The following is an 18,515-nucleotide window of genomic DNA, read 5'->3' as shown; positions in this document are numbered from 1 at the left end:
CACTCGTTCTACAGTACACCGGATGTTGGGATAAAAGTCGTTAGTTCACCCTATTCACCACTTTTCCTTTCAAAAACGCTGCAATATTCTTTATCGTAGTATCCATTATCCGCTCTCTTGCTTCTTTAGTTATCCATGCAATGTGTGGCGTAATGGTGCAACTTTTTGCTTTTAATAATGGATTGCTGGACGGAGGTGGTTCTGCTGATAATACATCTAATCCTGCACCTGCAATAATACCATTATTCAAAGAATTGGCAAGGTCTTGCTCGTTGATTAACTGCCCCCTGGCGGTATTAATCAAAAAAGCGGAAGGTTTCATGAGCTGCAATAAGGATTGATTAACAAAGTGGTAATTATCCGGCCTTAAAGGGCAATGCAGCGAAACTATATCGCTTTCTGCAAATAACGTTTTTAAATCCGCATATTGCGCAATCGCTGTATCTTTTCTGGAAGCACTGTTATAGATTACCTGCATCCCAAATGCAGATGCGATATGTGCAACCTGCCTGCCTATGTTGCCAAAGCCTACAATACCTAATGTTTTGCCAGCAAGTTCCATCAATGGTGTTTTGGTATAAGCAAAGTCTTTGCAGGTTTCCCATTCACCTTGTGCAACAGAATGGGCATGCGTACCGGTATGATTGGTTAGCTCCAGTATTAAAGCAAAAGTGTGTTGCGCTACAGATGCAGTGCCGTAAGCAGGAACATTACAAACCATTATGCCTTTCTCACTTGCTGCTGCTACATCAATAATGTTATAACCCGTAGCCGTTACACTAATCAGTTTTAATCGGGGCAGGTGATCAATGGCATTTTTATCAAATGGTACTTTGTTGGTCAAAACAATGTCTGCATGAGTACATCTTGCAACAACATCAGCAACAGGTGTTCTTTCATATACGGTTAATTTGCCATATTGCTCTATTCCTTTCCAGCTTAAATCGCCAGGATTTAAAGTATAGCCATCTATTACTACAATATTCATTGAGTGAGTTTTGATAAAAGTACAGGTTAATGCTTTAGTATTTGTGAGTGTTATAGTAATAAGAGTTTTTATTATTTCTGATAAAACGAAGAATCTGTTGTACTAAACTGCAAATCACTACCAGGAGCTTATTTTAAAACCAGCAGAGTTTGATACCACTTAGTTGATCATTACTGACAGCTATTTTGATTGCTCTTCATCACAGATTACGCCACTATTACTAAAATGATGCTTGTGCAATGTTCATGGATATGGGCATATATATTATACATTAGCAGGTAGAATGACAAAATAAGCAGCAGGTAACAATTTATCATTGAATAAAAAGCAACTTAAAATATTTTTAAACGTATTATAAAGTTGTTCGATGAGGTGTTTGAAGCAAAAGGAAATTGTGGCACGATGGTAAATAGAATAAGCAATCTAAAAAGTACTGGAATATCTTTAGTGGTGCAAAATAAAAGGCGCACAAAACCGGCACAGTTAGGCTGTTTTACAAAATTATTTTCCCAAAATGGACTTATTATCCTAACTTTCAACTAAGGAGGCAGGTATCGCCGATAAAGGCAAATAAATACCATTATAAATTTTAATGTGTAATTAAGGAGTTCACATTTAGCTTAGTAGTATAATTGTGCCGCGAGAAGTTCATATTTAAATTTTTTTTTAAGCTCGTTATGGCATTATTTTGGCCTCATAGTGAATTTTATTATACTATTGAAATAAATGCAACCCAATATGCTGCCTTTAATAAGCGATAAAACAAAATTAATTTATGGTGATGCTCAGAAAGAATATGACCTAATACTTTAATTCTAACATATAAGACTAAAGAATAACAGACTTTAGCTGATTTTCGCTCAGGTTAAAACCATTCTATAATTTACGTTGTATAACCCGGTACTAAAGCCCTGAACTAATAAAACCAATTGTATTCACTTATTTATTTTCATTTAGTCATTAACACACAAATAGTATTTAATCATACACTTATGAAATCTAAGTTACTCGTTCTTCTTTGTATCTGTTGTATGTATTTCTCACCCAGGGCCCAGGTAAAGCTGGATATAACAAGCGGTGTAAAATACGCTACCGGCTTGCGCAACTGGAAAAATAAACGCGTGGATAGCTTATTGCTGGATATTTATTATCCGCCTGAAGCCACATCTAAGCAAAAATATCCGGTAGTTGTATATTGCCATGGCGGCGGTTTTACGGGCGGTACACGTGCTGATGTAGCCAGCGATTGCGATATGCTGCGAAAGCAGGGCTTTGCATGTGTGGCTATTGACTATCGTACCGGTTATCAGGTTGATCGTACCCGTACAGAATGTAATGCAGATACCGCTAGCCTGATGATGGCTATTTACCGGGCAATGCAAGACCTGAATGCTTCGATGCGTTTTTTATATGCCAATGCGGATAGCTATTACCTGGATACTTCCAACATCTTTGTATCGGGTACCAGTGCCGGCGGTACACTTACGCTTTTCGATACATATATCAATGATTCTATTGCTCAGATTTATTATTCTTATTGCTATAATGCACTGGGAAGCCTGCAAACATCCGGCAATAAGTTGCCTTATAAGTATAATGTAAAAGCTATTGCTCCTATGTGGGGCGGCATGCCCGACCTGGGATTAATAACAAAAAAGTCGGTTAAGCCAACTATTTTATTTAAAGGTGGAATGGATAAAAATCTACCAGATGGCTCGGGGCATTTTCAGCAGTGCTCCAACTATCCTGAATATCTGGCGGGTATCGGCGTTTACAATGAAACAATTGCAGCCGGTGCACCTTGTGTATATCATTTCAATCCATTAGGTGTACATCCTGCTTACGACGATTTGTTTTGCTCTCAAAATATTGGCTGTTTCTTCAGAGCCATAATGGCTAACCAACCATATAGCAAATATCTAACGTATTACATACCAAGCTGTCAATAATTAAAATCAACTAATCAGTTTATTTAAGAAAAAGAATAAAACACACTATATGTATAGAACTGCAGTTAAAATATTTTGTTTATCGTGTGTAACGTTTGTACTGGCAGCTACAGTCAATAAAGCTATTGCACAGACACCCTCCATAAAATGGCAAATGGCATTGGGCGGTAGTGGCGATGATGTACTTACCGACATGCAGGTAACATACGATAAGGGCTTTATTGTAGCCGGCTACTCGAAGTCCGATGTATCTGCTAGTAAATCAAGCGCCTCTTACAACAACACCTACGACTTTTGGATAGTAAAACTAGACAGTAACGGCAATAAGCAGTGGGACAGAACCTATGGCGGAACCGATGTAGATGAGGCAGCAGCCGTTATTCAAACCCGTGATCTTGGCTTTCTCATTGGTGGCAGTACCATTTCGCCGGCATCAGGCAATAAAACCGATAGCATACACAATCAAAGCTATGATTATTGGGTAATAAAGCTAGATAAGAACGGCAATTTGAAATGGCAAAAAACAGTGGGTGCCAACTATACCGATAAACTCTCCTGCCTCGGAGAAACAAGTACCCGTTATTTGGCCGGTGGTATATCTTATTCCGATAAGGACGGCGATAAAAGAAGTCCTAACTACGGCTCCGAAAATAGCCCGGACTTTTGGGTAGCGCAAATTAATAAGATGAATAGCAGGGTAACCAATTCGCAGGCCTATGGCTCTACCAACGACGAGTTTATGACTTGTATGCATGTAAGCGCCTCAGACAGGCGCACTTATGCAGGTTACAGCTACTCACCTATAAAGGGCTTTAAAACATCTTTCCAGCGTGGTGTGTGCGACTATTGGGTATCCCGCACTGATGCACTTGGTAAGCAGATTTGGGAGAAAAGTTATGGTGGCTATACCGGCGACTACCTTACCTGTATAGCTCCGGGTTTAAGTGACAGCGGCTACTTATTTGGCGGTTACTCTACCTCTCCGGCTTCTTTCGAGAAATCACAATCCAGCTTTGGTTTCAGTGATTACTGGATTGTAAGAACAGATAGCATGGGAAATAAAAAATGGGATAAAACCATTGGCGGCGATCTGGGCGATTATATGCAGTCGGTGGCTGCTACAACTGATGGTGGCTTCCTGCTTGGCGGATACTCCAACTCCAATGTTGGTTTTACTAAATCAGAAGCCTCTGTGGGCGGTTATGACTACTGGATAGTAAAAGTAGACAAACTTGGCAATGTGCAATGGAATAAAACCTATGGCGGCACCGGTAACGATAAACTGACAGCCGTAAAGCAGATTGGTGCAAACGAATATATTTTGGGCGGTACTTCCAATTCACCTGTTTCGGGTGATAAAACTTTGGACACTTTTGGCGGCAATGACATATGGCTGTTGCGCTTAAGCGCCAGTTCTGCTAACCGTACCGGTTCAAAATCAACGCAGTTAACCAGTACCAACAGAGCCGCAGCACCGCATACCACTGCTATCACTTCTTTATCTATGAATGTAGCGCCCAACCCTGTGCAAAGCAACATGACGGTAAGCTATAGCAGCCCCGCCAATGCAAAATTGTTGCTGAAAGTGTTGAGCGAAGATGGTAAAGTAGTATTGGCAACTAATATAGCAGCCACCGAAAAGGGTAGCTATACTACCAATGTAGCTAAGCTGCCTGCCGGTATATATTACATAACACTCCAAAGCGGCACCAGCACCGTAACAAAACGGATCGTAAAGGAATAAAGTAAGAATATATATACTATTTATAAACAAGCGCAACTTTTTGCTAAGTTGTGCTTGTTTGTTTTAGAAGTTTTTAGAGTAAATATTTAAACCGCAAATATGTCTGTCGGCAGGTTATGCTCTTTGAGACTTCTATGTTTCCGCATCCCATATTATTTCAATTGAGTAGCATACCATGTTTTCTGCTCTCAGTTTGTAGCCGGAGACTTGCAGCTTCTATAGCATAACTCAATTGAACCCATGTTTCCTCGTCAATTCTTCAATTCTTGGCTTGATAGCTTCTATCGTTAGCTGCGAAAATAAAATACCACGCACCGACTTGTCAAACATAGTCCGTATGAAACTCATCTGGTTGCGACGAAGAAATTTATCATCAAAAGGTCTTTATGAAACTAAATAGTGATTTCATTAATATTGCCACATTCGCATTTGTATGTAAGCCATCCGTACTGTATGTTGGGACCCACTAACACCAATTCCAAGTTGTCTATCTCGGCAATATGTCACCGATGGTTCGTTTGGTATTTTTTGCATTAGCAATAAAATTCTGCTCAAACTCTTCGTGTATATGCAATGGAAAGTCGAAGTGGTTTTTTACCCTTGAAAAAATGGTAAAACAATTATTCTGCGTAAGCGGAATAATCTCCCGCATAAGGCTGGCAGGTATATAGCTTAGTATTATTCAGCTAAAATAATATTGTTTACAATGTGTAACGAAGATCTGCTCCTCATTTATTTATATGACCCTATATACTTAATTCTCACATTTAAAACATATTAGCAATAAAACCTTATAAGAGAGCAACGCTAAAAACAATCTAAATATATGCTAAGAAAGTATTGATGAAGAATGTGCTTCTCATATAATTTTAGTGTGTGTTTTAAAGCCAAGTAGGTTATTAGCTTTTATACCTGTTTGCGCCACTGTAAACAATCAAAAGTACTGTTGCAAATAGCAATACTGCTCATAGCAATGTTGGAGAAGAACAGGAGTGTATGAATGTCCCGCACAGAAAATTTTGTGTTTTGAAACATTATTGCTCGGCTCCTGCCTTTTACTTTTATCATACAATTGTATGCAATATGAAACACCTTATTATAAAAAGCCTGCTTAGCAAAAAGTTCAATCCTGCAGCAAAGCAGTTATTGGTTGCTAATGGCTTTGTTTTATTAATGGTAATAAACGCCGCTACTCAGGACTGCATTGCGGGCACTTATGCCGCACCGCCTACGAATATTGAAATACTTAAAAAGTTTTATATAACGGTTCGTCCCTGGGTTTCTTGAAGCCAATACACGAGTTAGTCGTAGCGGAAAATTCTGCCTTTCAACCCAACAAAAGATTTGGATTGGATATGTTTAATGTAATGCCGGGCATTATTGCAAAATGTTGCCTCACCCTGTTGCCCATGTATATTGTATTGTGGCTGCAAATACCTTTACTCATTGTTATCATTATATTAGCAGTTATCATTTTTATACTTAAAAAAACCTGGTGGAATAAACTCGAAGATTAAGCTCGTCATAAACAAACAAATAAACAAGTTGTATGAAAGATTTATTTTTTAAACGTTTGGAAACATTAGAAAAACAATATAACGAAATAGTACATCGCGAGAATGAAGTTGCAGAAGAAAGTAATGGTGTATATGCCCGTTATAAATATCCGGTGCTTACAGCGCAACATGCACCGCTTACCTGGTAGTACGATTTGAATTGTGAAACCAACCCTTTTCTTATAGAACGCTTTGGCATTAATGCAGTAATGAATACCGGCGCTATTAAATTCAATGATAAATACTGCCTTGTAGCGCGTCTTGATGCATTTGCCCGTAACTGGCAGCCACTCGAAGATGTACGGTTAAGTACCAAAGATGCGAATGCCAGCAAAGCAATGAATACGCACCTGCATATCATAGAGGCGTATGCCAACCTGTATTGTAGATGATGCATACAATGTTATGCCCGGCGAAGACAAAGCCGGTTTTTGTAAATGTCCTTATCACAATGCAAGGGCGTGTATGGAAATAATAAAAAGAGTAGATACTGTTATTAAAACCGGAGAAATTTAAATTTATCAGCATATGAAAAAACAAACCTTAGTAATAATCATTTTTTTAATTACCTCTACGTCTCTGTTAGCTCAAACTACTTCCGACAGCATTGTACTCAACCAACTTGGCTTTTATCCTCATGCATCTAAAATTGCTGTTGTAAAAGGCAATACAACTGCCAATGTGTTTTATATAATTAATAAAGCTAAAAACGATACGGCTTACAAAGACACTTTAAGCCAGTCATTGCAGTCGCACAATTCATCCACTACTACGCGTATTGCTGATTTCAGTGAGCTTTATAAAAAGGGCAATTATTACCTCTACATTCCAAATGTTGGTAATTCATATACTTTCACCATTAGCAATAATGCTAATGGTGCAGCCGCTAAAGCTGCTTTGAAAGGCTTTTATTATATCCGTTCCAATATACCGCTGGAGGAGCAATATGCAGGCAAATGGCATCGCCCGGCTGGTCACCCAGATACTGCTGTATTGGTACATTCTTCAGCCGCTTCAACAGCGCGCCCCCAAGGCACTCTTATATCAACGCCGGGTGGCTGGTACGATGCCGGCGATTACAACAAGTATATTGTTAACAGTGGCATTACGATGGGCACCTTATTATCGGCAGATGAAGATTTTTCTGCCTACTTCGATACATTAAATACTAACATTCCTGAAAGCAGGGATAAAGTACCGGATATATTGAATGAAGCTGTTTACAATCTGCGTTGGATGCTTACGATGCAAGACCCTAACGATGGTGGCGTATATCACAAATGTACCAACGCTGCCTTCGATGGTATGGTAATGCCCGGTGTTACCAAACTGCCGCGCTATGTGGTGCAAAAAAGCACTGCCGCCACGCTCGATTTTGCAGCCGTTACGGCGCAGGCGGCACGCATTGTACAGCGCTATAAGCAACAGTTGCCTGGGCTTGCCGATAGCTGTTTAAAAGCTTCGCAAAAAGCATGGCAGTGGGCTATGAAACATCCTGACGCAATATATAACCAGGATGCCAACAATAAGCTGTACAAGCCTGCTGTTACCACCGGTGCTTATGGCGATAACAGTTTTAAGGATGAATGGTTTTGGGCGGCCTGCGAGTTGTATGCAACCACACAAGATGAACAGTATTGGCAAACGATTATTAATACGGCTCAACATACACTTACGCTTCCATCATGGAACAATGTGTATGCATTGGGTGTTTATACATTGGTCAGAACAAAGCCGGCTAAGCATCTGGCAGATGTAGAAAAAATAGGAAAGCAGGTTGTTACATTCGCCAATGATTTACTTCAGAAAAAGGATAGTAATGCTTTTAAAACCGTAATGGGCGGCTCGGTAAAAGACTTTAACTGGGGCAGCAATTCCAATGCAGCCAATCAGGGCATTGCACTCATCAATGCTTACTTTATTACAAAAGATAAAAAGTATATCAACGGCGCATTAAGTAATCTCGATTATCTTCTTGGCAGAAATGCTACCGGCTATTGTTTTCTCACCGGCATTGGTTCGCACAGCACCATGCACCCGCATCATCGTCCTTCGGTGGCAGATGAGGTGGAAGAACCGGTACGCGGCTTACTGGCTGGCGGCCCCAATCCCGGCAGGCAAGATAACTGCAGCGGCTACCAGCACTTTGAACCTGAAACTACTTATCTGGATGTCGATTGCTCGTATGCCAGCAACGAAATTGCTATCAACTGGAATGCGCCACTTGTATATCTTGCCAATGCTATAGAAGCCTTGCAGCAAAAAGTAAAATACGATTAGTTGTTTATTACTGCTATAATTTTGTTTGTAAGTGATTTTAAAACTACTTTACAATCACTTACAATTGCCTTATGAAAATACTGTTATCTGTTATTTTACTTTGCGCTTTCTGCATTGCTTCATCTGCTCAAAAAAGCAGGTTTTTTAGTACTTCAGGCAAAAATATTCTGGACCCAAACGGTCAGCCCTTTCTTATCAAAGGCACTAACCTTGGTAACTGGCTGGTACCCGAAGGATATATGTTTGGCTTTACCAATACCAACTCACCAAGGCTTATCAGCGAAGCTTTTAATGAGCTGATTGGTCCTGGGGCAACGGCTGATTTCTGGAAGCGCTATTTGAATGTATATGTAACGAAAGAAGACATTCATTATCTCCGTTCCTTAGGTATGAATTCGCTACGCGTACCGTTTAATTATCGATTGTTTACGAACGAAAATTATATGGGCGCTATGAATGAGAACCATGGCTTTCAACTATTGGATAGTTTGGTAGAATGGTGCCGTGCCGAAAACATCTATCTTATATTGGATATGCACGCTGCACCGGGCGGACAAACCGGCGATAACATTGATGATAGCTATGGTTATCCTTTTCTGTTTGACGATACTGCAAGCCAAAACCAGGCTATTAGTATATGGCAAAGAATTGCGGCACATTACAGCAACGAACCTATTATTATAGGATATGATTTATTGAACGAACCCATTGCTACTTATTTCGATTCAGCACATTTCAATCCGTTATTAGAGCCGCTATATAAAAGAATTGCAAACGCCATCAGGCAGGTAGATAAAAATCATATTTTGTTTTTAGGCGGTGCGCAGTGGGATTCCAATTTCAATCCATTTAATCAGCCTTTCGATGATAAAGCAGTATATACTTTTCATAAATACTGGACTGCACCCACTAAGGCAATAATACAACAATACCTCGATTTCAGAGATACATACAATGTACCGATATACATTGGTGAAACCGGTGAAAATACGGATGGCTGGATTGATTCTTTTAGAGTAGTATTGGAAAAGGAAAATATCGGCTGGCATTTTTGGCCGTATAAAAAGTTGGATAATACACGCTGTATTGTAACTTTTGAAGAACCGGCTATGTATGATTCTGTAATAGCTTATACAAAAAAAGACAGGAGTTCTTTTGAAAAAATAAGACAGGCACAGCCAAAAGATAGAGCAGCTATACAACAGGCATTAAATGATTTTCTTATTAATTGCCAATTTAAAAATTGTAAACCAAACGAAGGATATATAAAAGCGTTAGGGTTTAAAGTGGAGTAAAATACACTCTTTTAAACTGCCTGGATACAAGAACATTAAACAGCACAAGGACAAATGAAGTAACTTCTGAGCCCTTTCTACTTCACAACTTTTTGTACTTAATACTGTGTTGCATAACTTCTTTACTTTGCATTTTCGTGCTCTAAAAAGGTGCCAGAAATAGTGCATCAATATATAGCGAAAGGGGTTTGCACTTAGTCAGTGCAAACCCCTTTTATGTAAACAACACTTTCTTTTATTTACTTGTGTCCAATGCTTTATCTATCATAAAAACAATGTTACCACGATGCGCTTTGGTTTGCTCGTTGGTACTTACCGCAGTAGTCATCATAGACTTTATCTTTTTTAAAGAGGCTAATGCTGCTGCTTTGGAAACATAATCGTAATAGCGCGTGTCTTTTACAATATCACTTAAATCATCTACATACAACGTTTGCAGATTTTGGCGGTACAGGTTTACATTAGTTCCTAAATCAGCACTAAAAACGGCTTTGGTCAAATCGCTCATTACTTCGGCAAGGCTGTACGTATTGCCATACAGGCTACTGTTGCTGATGCGTTTAAGCGTAGTTGGATGCAGGAAGAAATCGAGCGTGCTTTCCTGCAGCATTCTTACTGCATTTTGTGGTTTAAAATCTTCGGTATTGCCAAAGAAATCATAGCTGCGACGCTGTATTTGCAGGTATGGATACAAAGCTGAGTCAGCGTTGAAAGCATCCGGGGCATAAATGTATTTGCTTAATAAAGCCAGTGCTTTTTTCTGGTAATCTTCGGGTACTGGCGTAAATGGCTTTACAGTAGCATTCTGACCAGGAAAACTCCGGTCCACATACACGCCGCCAATGTAACGCGTGAGGGCAGAAGCCATGCTGTAGCGTTGATTCAGCAATGTGCCATAACGCCCGCGTAATTCCTGGTAGCTCTGGTCGGGTTTGGCAAATTTCTGTTTCAGCTTTGGCATAATGGTATTCACCAGCTTAAAGCGGTCTTCGGCATAAACTGCCATATCGTTGCTTAAATCATTAATCATTACACGCGGGTCTATACCATTGCCCGGCGAGCGCATGTCATCGGCATCGTTACCAAATACGAGTTGCGGGTCGGTGCTGCGGCTTAGTATTTTTTTCAACCCGGCTTCTTCGCTGGCAGTAGTAAATGGCGTGTAGCCATACTCGATTGCCCACCAGTCGTAAGGTCCTGTTTTAATGGTATAAAAATCGCCCTGTTTGCTCTTATCGAGGCTTACATTTACTGCCGGATAGTCCATTACCGAACCCTGCAAGCCAATGGTATGTGTAAGTGCTGTATCATTCAACTGTGCCGGACTTAGCATCTGCGAGGCTTTCATGTTGTGATTTAAGCCCAATGTATGCCCCATTTCGTGCAGCACTAAATAGTACAAGAACTGCTCATGCATTTTGTTGATGGCGGCTGCTTTTTGCTCATTCGTTGCATCGTCATACATTGTTTCAACAGCCGAAATGCCCGACTGATACTGCATTGCCAGTTCGTTGGCCAGCGTACATGCTGCAAGGTGGTTTTTGCCAAATAATGCCTGCGCTACCTGTTGCTTTTCTGCTGCTGCTTGTAGTTTTTGGGTTAAAGACTGGTAACTGGCTGCGTCCTCATAAAGAGGCTGCTGCCGTGCAATGCCTGCACCGGTTTGCCATTCAATGGTAATATCGGCACCCAGAATTTGCCCGGTGAGCGGATTAAAAAAGCTCGGTCCGATAGCGCCATAGGAAGGATAAGGCGAAGACACCCAGCGGATAACATTATACCGTACATCTGCCGGATCCCAGGTAGCTGTATCAGGCATTTCTTTCATCACCACCGCGTTTTTAAAGCCTGCTTTTTCAAAAGCTTCATTCCATTTTTCGCCGGCAGCTTTTATAATGGGGCGAAGCTCTACAGGTGTAGTATTTTCTATCCAGAAAACAATGGGTTCTACCGGTTCACTTAATGCGGCGCTTTCATCCTTTTTCTTTAAATACCAGCGACTGATAAAATCTTTATAGGGTGTGTAAGAAGTAGAAGTAAGGTCATCTACTTCAGCACCAAAATAGCCTACACGCGGGTCGTCGCGGCGGGCACGGAAATCGTTTTGCGGCACCGCTAAAAAGGAGTGTTGCATACGCACACGCACATAGCGGGCATCGGTAATGTCCTTTTCACCGGTATTAAACGGTGCCGGGTTGTCGTAAGCAAGACTTACCAGTATATCCGTATTTTCGGGGAACGAGCGTAGGGAATCATACTTCGATTTGGAACTGTTTAAACTGCCCAGATTGAACACCATACCCGGTGGTATAGTGGGTGGAAGCACCGGCTTTACAGGGTCCAGTTTATCACCCAGCAACAAGCCATCTACCGGTACCAGATAGCCGGCGCTGTCCTGCGCTGCAATCTTATCGGCATAAAATACGGCGGCTGCTACATCCACATTAGCGGCTTTGCTCACCGCATTGTTGGCGTCGTAGTAAAAATTGGTATTTTCTTCTGAAAACTCCAGCTTGTCGAACGACTTTTTAATTTTAAAAGCAAAATTGGTTCTAATCATGTTTTGATTAAGAAACAACTGCGTAGGCCCGCCCATCGAGAAGCTTTGATAAATGAAATCTTTACCCAACTGGTCTTTGGTAATGTACATTTGCACACTGCCTGTAACGGTATCCTGATACAGTGTAAACAGGCCCGCATACTTACGGCTGCTCTTTATTTTATCAGCAATCGAAGCTTTTTTTTCCGGCTCTTTGCTGGAAGCAATAGCAGCAATGCTATCCAGTTTTGCTTTTGCATTGTCTTTATCTTTCTTCTTCTGCGCCTGCACGCTGCCGCTCAGCAAAAGCACTACAGCAAAAAAATACACTGATTTTTTCATAGCAACTGTTTATGGTTTTTTGAATAATAAGGTGATTGAAGGAATAACAGAATAAAATAATAAAATGCTTTTTCGGGCACTTAATAAAAGTAAAGGGAAAGTACTTATTTTTTGTATGAAAAATATATGTGCGCTAAAAAAATGATGAACGGTAAATAAAGAACAAACAGGCTTTCTGTTGCCCTTGTTATACGGCAACGGAAAGCCTGTTTAAACAGTAGTATTTTTTACAAAAATGTAGCCTTATACAATCCCCTTTTCGCTCAAATACCGTTCGGCATCCAATGCAGCCATACAACCGCTGCCTGCTGCAGTAACAGCCTGCCGGTAAATTTTATCCTGCACATCACCGGCAGCAAATACGCCTTCTATATTGGTTTTGGAAGTACCAGGAATAGTTGTGATATAACCTGCCTCATCCATATCAATAATGCCTTTGAAAATATCGCTGTTAGGGTGATGGCCAATAGCCACAAAGAACGCGCTCACCGGAATGGTTTGCAATTCACCCGACTGGGTGTTTTTAATACGTACGCCTTCTACTTTCTTATCGCCCAATACTTCATCGGTTTCGCTGTTCCAGTAAATTTTAATGTTGGGTGTGCTTTTCACACGATCCTGCATTACTTTGGAGGCGCGCATCCCATGCTCTCCTTTACGTACAATCATGTGCACGGCGGTAGCGAGCTTTGATAAGTAAATAGCTTCTTCGCAGGCAGTATCGCCCGCACCAACAATAGCTACTTCTTTACCGCGAAAGAAAAAGCCATCGCATACAGCGCAGGCACTTACACCATAACCATTGAGGCGCTGCTCGCTTTCGATATTCAACCACTTGGCAGAAGCGCCGGTGGAAATAATGACCGTATCGGCTTCTATCCATTTATGTTCGTCTATTTCTACCCGATGTACTTCGCCGCTAAAGTCAACTTTGGTAGCCAGTCCATAGCGGATGTCGGCACCCATGCGTTTTGCCTGTGCTTCAAAATGAATCATCATCTCCGGCCCCTGAATACCTTCGGGATAACCGGGATAATTTTCAACTTCGGTAGTAATAGTTAATTGCCCGCCCGGCTGAATGCCCTGGTATAAAACAGGCTTCAGGTTGGCACGCGCTGCATAAATAGCAGCCGTGTAGCCGGCAGGGCCAGAGCCTATAATCAAACAGTGAACTCTTTCTGTTGCTGTGTTTTCCATTGAAACTTGTGAATAGTGAATAGTGAATGGTGAATGTGAGATATTGAATTTATTTGACTTCTCACATCTCATCTTTCACTTAATTAATATAATCCTTCTATACTCAAATACCTTTCGCCGGTATCGTAATTAAACAATAATACCCGGCTACCGGCTGGTATGTCGGGCAATTTTTTGGCAAGTGCAGCCAATGTAGCCCCGCTGGAAATACCGCCAAAAACCCCCTCCTCCCTTGCTGCGCGCTGTGCATATTCAACAGATTCTTCCTTATTTACCAGTATCACCCCATCGAGCACCGAGGTGTCGAGATTGGCAGGTATAAAGCCGGCACCCAGCCCTTGAATAGGATGTGGACCCGGTGCGCCGCCGCTGATTACGGGTGACAATTCAGGCTCTACGGCAAATACCTTTATATTGGGAAAATGTTGTTTTAAAACTTTACCTACTGCTGTAATATGGCCGCCGGTGCCTACGCCGGTAATGAAGTAATCAAAACCTTCGGGAAAATCGTTAAGGATTTCCTGCGCAGTAGTACGCGCGTGCACTTCTATATTAGCGGGATTATCAAACTGCTGCGGTATCCATGCGTTTAGCAACTCTTTTTCCAATTCATGCGCTCTTTCTATGGCGCCTTTCATGCCCTTTTCACGCGGTGTCAGCTCGAATGTGGCACCATACGCGCTCATCAGCTTTCTTCTTTCCACGCTCATGCTTTCGGGCATCACCAAAATCAGCTTATAGCCTTTTACAGCCGCTACCAATGCCAGCCCAATGCCGGTATTGCCCGATGTTGGCTCTATGATAACACCGCCCTCCTTCAATATACCTTTTTGCTCGGCATCTTCTACCATCGCCAGCGCTATACGGTCCTTAATGCTGCCACCGGGGTTAGCTCTTTCCAGCTTTGTCCATACCTCTATGTTAGACGGAAAAAGCTTATTAACACGCACATGTGGCGTATTGCCAATAGTCTCCAATATATTTTGTGCTTTCATGTTTTTTGTAATTGCTTATTGTATTATGTGGTAAAAAGATGTTGTTTGTTTTGGCAACAAAATTTGTCAAAGATAGTTCATTGCTATTTGTGAACAAAGCTACTGCCCTTTGCAGCGGGCAATGCCTGCTTTTGCCTTTTGGTCTATCGCATCTTTATAGTCATGGTCTTTCATGCTAAGGCATTTTTGGTAATAACTAATGGCCATTTCTCTTCTGCCAGCCTGCTCGTACAAAATACCAGTTTGCCATGCCGCCCTGGCAGCGTAGTATTCTTTACTGTTTTCGCCCATTTTGATGGTAGCATTGTAAGCCTGTATCGCATCACTATCTCTGCCCAACTCATCATATATGCGTGCCAAGCGATAGTTAAATTCTAATTTTTCTTCCGGCTTAGCAAAGTCCTTAATTGTTTTTCCTGCCAATATATTCAACGCGGCAGTATTATAGCCACCATCATTCAAAAGTCTTGCTTTTAGCAAAGTTACATTCGGATATTCGCCGCTTTTAGCTTCGCGGTTGGCTTGTTTATCGGCATCCGATAAAGTATTGCCTCTTTTCAACAACAGCTTACGCGCGTTTTCGGCTGCAGCCATATCGCCATGCAAATAATAACACCAACTCAATTTTTGATAAGCATCTTTTACATAAAAATTGCCCTTAAAGTGGTGCAGGAAACGCTCAAAATAATAGATAGCTTCGGGCAATTGCAACTGGTGAATTTTTACAAATGCCATCTCATAATCCCATACCGGCGTTTCTAAATAACCTGTTGCCGAGCTACGGTTTCTAATAATGCTTTCAGCGTAGTCTGTTTGTTTGTTATTCAATGCAAGATTAGCTGTCATATAGGCAAATAAGTGATTATTTACCACATCCAGCTTATTTTGTTTAATAAACTGAAAAGCCTGCTGCGGCTCGTTTTGAATGTAAAACAACAAGTAGCAATAATAAAAAGCTGCTTCATTAAAGAAAAATTTTGCTGTAGGATCGTTGCTGTTTACAAAGCCCTGCATTTGTTTCATGCCTTCTTTTACCGAGCCTTTTAACCCAAACAAACCGGCTATGCCTTTGTAGCCATCGGGTATTACACCTACAACCACCTGCATGGGCGCATAAATCATGGTGTTGGGCAAAAAGCCGGGAAAGGCTTTGCGATTGTCTTTAATGTAAGAGAATGCTTTACGGAAAGCCATAAAAGCTGTAAACCGCTCATTGAATTTAACAGCCACCATTGCCTTTTGCAGGTAACCAACAGCAAGGCAATAGTTATAGTAGGGAGAGCTCTCTGTGCCCTCTTCAAAGCGGCTGATGCGGTTTTCCATTTGCGGCCTGCGTGCCTGGTATTCATCCGGATCTTCGTTGAAAAACAGCACAAAAAAATCTATATAGCCCTGCAATAAATCGGGCACGAGATTATCCTTGTTTTGCTGCTTTGCCTGAGTAACCAACTGTTGACCACTGGTGAGTTTAAGGCTGGTAATATCATGGTAAGCCTGCTGACAGGTAACATTGAAATCATATACCTTTTCAGCGCGGGCAAAAAGTGAGACTAATATAAAACATAGGAGCAGCGATTTTTTCATTGCGGTGCAAAATTAAAAAAGGGCACTTAATAAGCGCCCTTTCCTCTAAGTATTTACAATATTGTGTGTTTATGCAATTTCTACACTGTTGTTCAGATCGTCATCTACGAGGATGCGTCCGCAGTTTTCGCACACCATTACTTTTTTGCGCTGCTTTATTTCGCTTTGTTTTTGCGGCGGAATGGCGTTGTAACATCCACCACAGGCATCGCGGTCAACCGGCACTACTGCCAGCCCGTTGCGATAGCTTTTGCGGATGCGGTCGTAAGAATATAGCAATCTATCGTCCATGCCTTTGCGGGCATCGGTTGCCAATTGGCTGTACTGCTGTTCTTCTTTCTCCGTTTCAGCAATGATTTTTTCCAGATCCGCCTTTTTACCATTTAAAACTGTTTCCTTACTGGCAATTTGCTTATTGGCGTGTTCCAGTTGTTTTACTTTTTCGGCAAGCTCTTCGTTTGCATCCCGAATGTGTTTTTCAGCCAGTTTGCCTTCTAACTGCTGCATTTCTATTTCTTTATTAATGGCTTCAAACTCACGACTGTTCTTTACCGCTTCACTTTGTTTTTCATATTTGCTTACCATTTCAGCCGCTTCTTTAATGGCATTTTTCTTTTGCTCAATAAAATCGGTAATGCCGTTAATTTCTTCTTCAATACGGTTTTTGCGGCTGGTAAGCCCCTGAATTTCATCTTCAAGGTCGCTCACTTCCATCGGCAATTCTCCCTTAAGTATCTGAATCTGATCGAGTTTAGAATCTATTTTTTGCAACTTTACCAGCGAAGACAGTTTTTCTTCTACTGAATATTCTTTAACTGCAGGCATATTTTTATTTAAGATTTACGTTGTAAGATGTAATATTTGGTGAAACGTCAGAAGTGAAAGCTAAACCAGTATTTCACCTTTCCTTTTTCACTTTTCACTGCTCACCTCCACAAAAAATAACATACCGGATTTGTTCTCACGCCGGTTTTAAGGACGGCAAAGTTATGAAATTTAGATTGCAAAATGTCAAATAGCAAATCAATGGTAAACTGCTCACTTTCCCAATGACCAATATCGGCAAATACAATACGCCCGTCTGCATCAAAAAACTCGTGGTATTTTACATCGGAAGTGATATAAAAATCAGCACCGGCAGCTATGGCTTTAGGCAAAAGGAAATTGCCCGCACCACCACAAAGGGCTACTTTTTTAACGTTTTTATTAAGCAGAGGTGTATGTTTTATTAACCGAAGGTTGAATACTTTGCTGATGCGGTGCAAAAAGTCCGTTTCACTCATTGTCTCCGGTAATTCACCTGTCATGCCGCTGCCCACCTGCTGAAATTCATTAGCCAGCGTAATCACATCATACGCCACTTCTTCGTATGGATGAGTGGCCTGCAATGCGCTAATGACCTGCCGCTGCAGGTGCGCGGGAAAAATAATTTCGAGCTTTATCTCTTTTGTTTCGGCGCGTTTGCCTATTTTGCCAATGTATGGGTCGGCGCCCTCCTGCGGTTTATAAGTACCAATTCCTTCTATGTTAAAACTGCATTCGCCGTAATTACCAATATCGCCGGCACCCGCTTTAAAAATGACGGCACGTACTTTTTCGGCATCATCTACCGGCACATAAGTATATAACTTTTTCAATAAGCCGGGCTTGGGATCAAGTACTTTGCAGTTTTGCAAACCCAACTTTTCAGCCATGCGGCGGCTTACACCGTTATATACATTATCGAGATTGGTATGAATGGCATAAATGGCAATGTTGTTTTTGATAGCAGCGATAACGGTTCTTTCTACATAATTCTTACCTGTGATTTTCTTTAACCCACTAAAGATGATTGGGTGATGCGCTATAATGAGGTTGCAATTTTTTTCTACAGCTTCATTTACCACCGCTTCGGTTGCATCGAGTGTGCAGAGGATGCCGGTGCAATTCCAATCTTTGCTTCCGGTGAGCAAGCCTGCATTATCATAACTTTCCTGGTAAGGCAGCGGTGCATAGGCTTCGAGTGTTTGAATGACTTCGCTGATGTTCATATGATGGTAAAGGTAA

16 protein-coding genes are annotated in these 18,515 nt (G+C 41.3%); 8 read left to right on the top strand and 8 right to left on the bottom strand.

Annotated features, from left to right (window positions below; translation table 11 throughout):
• Window positions 1-40 precede the first annotated feature (40 nt).
• The gene (locus tag FC093_RS00505; RefSeq protein ID WP_137259781.1) at window positions 41-988 is read right to left on the bottom strand and encodes a D-2-hydroxyacid dehydrogenase; all 948 of its coding nucleotides are present in this window, start codon (window positions 986-988) and stop codon (window positions 41-43) included.
• A gap of 992 nt (window positions 989-1,980) precedes the next feature.
• Between FC093_RS00505 and FC093_RS00500 the strand changes: the two genes are divergently transcribed.
• Together FC093_RS00500 and FC093_RS00495 are read left to right on the top strand one after the other, a co-directional pair.
• Window positions 1,981-2,937: an alpha/beta hydrolase gene (locus FC093_RS00500; RefSeq protein WP_137259780.1), complete on the top strand. Its 957-nt coding sequence runs from the start codon at window positions 1,981-1,983 to the stop codon at window positions 2,935-2,937.
• 49 nt (window positions 2,938-2,986) lie between these two features.
• Window positions 2,987-4,681: a T9SS type A sorting domain-containing protein gene (locus FC093_RS00495; RefSeq protein WP_137259779.1), complete on the top strand. Its 1,695-nt coding sequence runs from the start codon at window positions 2,987-2,989 to the stop codon at window positions 4,679-4,681.
• A gap of 487 nt (window positions 4,682-5,168) precedes the next feature.
• On the opposite strand, the gene FC093_RS23625 is transcribed toward FC093_RS00495, so the two are convergent.
• Window positions 5,169-5,333: a hypothetical protein gene (locus FC093_RS23625; protein ID WP_170970943.1), complete on the bottom strand. Its 165-nt coding sequence runs from the start codon at window positions 5,331-5,333 to the stop codon at window positions 5,169-5,171.
• A gap of 431 nt (window positions 5,334-5,764) precedes the next feature.
• Here FC093_RS23625 and FC093_RS00490 point away from each other — a divergent pair, with 431 nt between their 5' ends.
• From FC093_RS00490 to FC093_RS00470, 6 genes are all read left to right on the top strand, one after another.
• Window positions 5,765-5,968, top strand: coding sequence for a hypothetical protein (locus FC093_RS00490; protein ID WP_137259778.1), 204 nt, complete (start codon window positions 5,765-5,767; stop codon window positions 5,966-5,968).
• Window positions 5,965-6,198 carry a hypothetical protein gene (locus FC093_RS00485; protein ID WP_137259777.1) on the top strand — a complete coding sequence of 78 codons (234 nt, stop codon included), beginning with the start codon at window positions 5,965-5,967 and terminating at the stop codon, window positions 6,196-6,198. Before FC093_RS00490 ends, FC093_RS00485 begins: the two co-directional genes overlap by 4 nt.
• Before the next feature lie 32 nt (window positions 6,199-6,230).
• Complete coding sequence (locus FC093_RS24445) at window positions 6,231-6,386, top strand: hypothetical protein (protein WP_170970942.1); 156 nt, start codon at window positions 6,231-6,233, stop codon at window positions 6,384-6,386.
• A gap of 6 nt (window positions 6,387-6,392) precedes the next feature.
• Window positions 6,393-6,629 carry a hypothetical protein gene (locus tag FC093_RS24440; RefSeq protein ID WP_206106476.1) on the top strand — a complete coding sequence of 79 codons (237 nt, stop codon included), beginning with the start codon at window positions 6,393-6,395 and terminating at the stop codon, window positions 6,627-6,629.
• 136 nt (window positions 6,630-6,765) lie between these two features.
• The gene (locus FC093_RS00475; RefSeq protein ID WP_137259776.1) at window positions 6,766-8,517 is read left to right on the top strand and encodes a glycoside hydrolase family 9 protein; all 1,752 of its coding nucleotides are present in this window, start codon (window positions 6,766-6,768) and stop codon (window positions 8,515-8,517) included.
• 71 nt (window positions 8,518-8,588) lie between these two features.
• Window positions 8,589-9,812, top strand: coding sequence for a glycoside hydrolase family 5 protein (locus tag FC093_RS00470; RefSeq protein ID WP_137259775.1), 1,224 nt, complete (start codon window positions 8,589-8,591; stop codon window positions 9,810-9,812).
• A 235-nt stretch (window positions 9,813-10,047) separates the two neighbouring features.
• Here FC093_RS00470 and FC093_RS00465 read toward each other — a convergent pair whose 3' ends face one another.
• The 6 genes from FC093_RS00465 to FC093_RS00440 form a co-directional block, all read right to left on the bottom strand.
• Window positions 10,048-12,693 (bottom strand): zinc-dependent metalloprotease, encoded by a 2,646-nt coding sequence (locus tag FC093_RS00465; protein ID WP_137259774.1) that lies wholly within the window; start codon window positions 12,691-12,693, stop codon window positions 10,048-10,050.
• A gap of 243 nt (window positions 12,694-12,936) precedes the next feature.
• Window positions 12,937-13,890, bottom strand: coding sequence for a thioredoxin-disulfide reductase (gene trxB / locus FC093_RS00460; protein ID WP_137259773.1), 954 nt, complete (start codon window positions 13,888-13,890; stop codon window positions 12,937-12,939).
• Window positions 13,891-13,973: 83 nt separating this feature from the next.
• A complete protein-coding gene (gene cysK / locus FC093_RS00455) occupies window positions 13,974-14,885 on the bottom strand; it encodes a cysteine synthase A (protein WP_137259772.1) in 912 nt (303 codons plus the stop codon).
• A 99-nt stretch (window positions 14,886-14,984) separates the two neighbouring features.
• Window positions 14,985-16,469, bottom strand: a complete 1,485-nt coding sequence (locus FC093_RS00450) for a tetratricopeptide repeat protein (RefSeq protein WP_137259771.1) — start codon at window positions 16,467-16,469, stop codon at window positions 14,985-14,987.
• A 69-nt stretch (window positions 16,470-16,538) separates the two neighbouring features.
• Complete coding sequence (locus FC093_RS00445; protein ID WP_137259770.1) at window positions 16,539-17,294, bottom strand: zinc ribbon domain-containing protein; 756 nt, start codon at window positions 17,292-17,294, stop codon at window positions 16,539-16,541.
• A gap of 101 nt (window positions 17,295-17,395) precedes the next feature.
• Window positions 17,396-18,499, bottom strand: a complete 1,104-nt coding sequence (locus FC093_RS00440; RefSeq protein WP_137259769.1) for a Nif3-like dinuclear metal center hexameric protein — start codon at window positions 18,497-18,499, stop codon at window positions 17,396-17,398.
• Window positions 18,500-18,515: the final 16 nt, after the last annotated feature.

Origin of the sequence: Ilyomonas limi, from assembly GCF_005233845.1 — a bacterium.
Lineage (GTDB): Bacteria > Bacteroidota > Bacteroidia > Chitinophagales > Chitinophagaceae > Ilyomonas > Ilyomonas limi.
Note: the sequence above shows the minus strand (reverse complement) of the source record. Positions and strands in the feature narration are given on the sequence as shown.